This is a genomic window from Moorena sp. SIO3I6, assembly GCF_010672095.1.
This window is the reverse complement of the sequence record NZ_JAAHHU010000792.1, coordinates 1-2197: the sequence shown is the minus strand read 5'-3', so window position 1 is coordinate 2197 and position 2197 is coordinate 1. Positions and strand designations below refer to the sequence as shown.

At 39.0% G+C, this 2197-nt stretch carries 1 protein-coding gene; it reads left to right on the top strand.

From position 1 onward, the window contains the following. The first annotated feature begins 270 nt into the window (after window positions 1-270). Window positions 271-582 carry a DUF433 domain-containing protein gene (locus F6K49_RS42795; RefSeq protein ID WP_293107585.1) on the top strand — a complete coding sequence of 104 codons (312 nt, stop codon included), beginning with the start codon at window positions 271-273 and terminating at the stop codon, window positions 580-582. Window positions 583-2197 lie beyond the last annotated feature (1615 nt).

The following is a 2197-nucleotide window of genomic DNA, read 5'->3' as shown; positions in this document are numbered from 1 at the left end:
TCAGGAACGGGCAAGATGCCCATTCCTGACCGTGCAACCCGTGGCCAATTTAATTCTTAAGCCGCAGGTGGTGATAGCTCTGAGCTAACTCTGCTTGATCGTCAGGTAAATTTCCTAACCATTGGGTAATTTTTTCCTGAAACCAACTCTTACCCTTTTCGGGTTCAGCAATACTATCAATTAACCAGATTACCGATTCCCGATTCCCGATTCCCGATTTCTGATAGAATTATAACTATCGGTTTCCCGCCCATCAAAGGATTGACATCCGTGGTACTTAAAGACTTAGAGCAACAACTTCTTGCCCTTAGCCCTAGTGAAAAAGTGCAGGTTATTCAGTTACTTGCTCAAAGTCTCACAAACAATTGGCAAGGAATTGAGAAAAACCCTAGAATTTGTGGGGGAGAAGCTTGCATTGCCAATACTCGTATTCCCGTCTGGTTACTTGTAGAAGCTCGTCGTCTTGGATACAGTGATGGTGACCTTTTAAAAAGTTATCCAACAGTTACAGCTGCTGATTTAGCCAATGCTTGGGTATACGCAAAAGCTCACCCCGATGAAAGCGCTATAAATTATCCATAATTACCACGGAACCTGGCCATAATGATGGGGCTAAAACTTGTTTTATATAAGTAAGCAGGTGCACAAAATTAATTACACATTTTACAAAACTCAAAGCCTTACGATGTAAGGGTTACAGAGATTGGTAGTAGGAAATTAATTTTGTTTAGGTGCTTAATAAAACCCTGAGGGGGCGACGAAATAAGCTAAAACGCATACTCTATAAGCAATAAGCGCCTTTATACCTCGTTGATAATACTTTCGTTGTCTTGATGCAAAGCGCGAGTGGGGGAAACCCCCAAGACCGCGCTGCATCCCTTATTAGGATTGAATTTCACTAATTCCGTTACTAATTCTAGACAAACATCATTTAAACTAACCCAAGTTGACCATACAAACCAACGTAAAAACTGGACGGTGCGCGCCTCCTAGGGCGAGTAAATCAGCTGAAAACTGACTCTGTTAGACTTTCGATTGCGTACGCCCAACTTGTCACAAATGCGGGAATTCCCTACTTGAATTATTACAAATCTTAAAAAAAAATGTAAATACTTGCAATATTTTTGAGATTAATTAAGTTAAATAAATAAATTAATCTCAACATTTAATATGATTAATGAAATCACTTTTTATAGAAAATGTTAACTACAATTATGGTATAAGGAAAATCAAGGCAATCTGAGGAGGTAACATGAGCCCTAAAAACCTTAGTATATAAGGCTTTGATGCCAATGAGCTCAGGGAAAATACAGTCCCAAATTAACCCTCGATTCATTGTCTTGATGCAAAGCGCGAGTGGGGGAAACCCCCGCGTGAAGGCGCTGCATCGCTTTCTGGAACCTCAAACCCTTATAACTACGTCCAAGGTCGCGCCCAAAACAGAATGTATCTTTTAGGTGCGACCCGTGGCGAATTTAATTCTTAAAAGGCGCTGCATCGCTAAGTAACTTATGGGCTGAAATTATTACCCAGTAAGGATTTAAGCTTGCATGTTACCCCCCCAGCTAAATAGGTTGTGGTAATTTTCGGAAACGTGATCCTTGTTATACCTGGGTTTCAAGCCCCTAACTTGTCACAAATCATTTAGGGTTAGGGTTGCTATAGCTCCCAAAAAAAACTCTGCGTCTCATCAAAGGGTATTATATTAATCAGCCTACTTTGAGATTGAGATAAACTAAATTACGGGTGTTGCGGGAGCATGTCACTTATGCAGAACATTTGTACTAAAACTATAGCCCTCTCATGTGTTTGAGCTTGCTCTGATAGTATATAATTAGGTGGGCATAATTATCCGTAAAATAGCGATTGAGATTCAAAATGCTGAAAACCCCTTTAATCAAGGCTTTCAGCTTCATTTTAGGATTTTGAGTTTTAAAGTTTATTTATGCACACCTACTTAGTGCATCTGTTCTGCAACTTTGACCTCCTCCCGGTATTCCTCTCTATATATTGGTTTCAAGCAATTTGTTTGTATTTAAAACATCATCACTTTCTTCACTTACTACAATTTTTTTATGTACTCAGAAATGCCACTAGACTTACGAACATTTTTGCAAGCGACAAATCCAGGAAGGACTTTATTTTTAAGAGATCATCCTGAAGAAGATAACAAATATTATATTGATTTTTCTTTAGA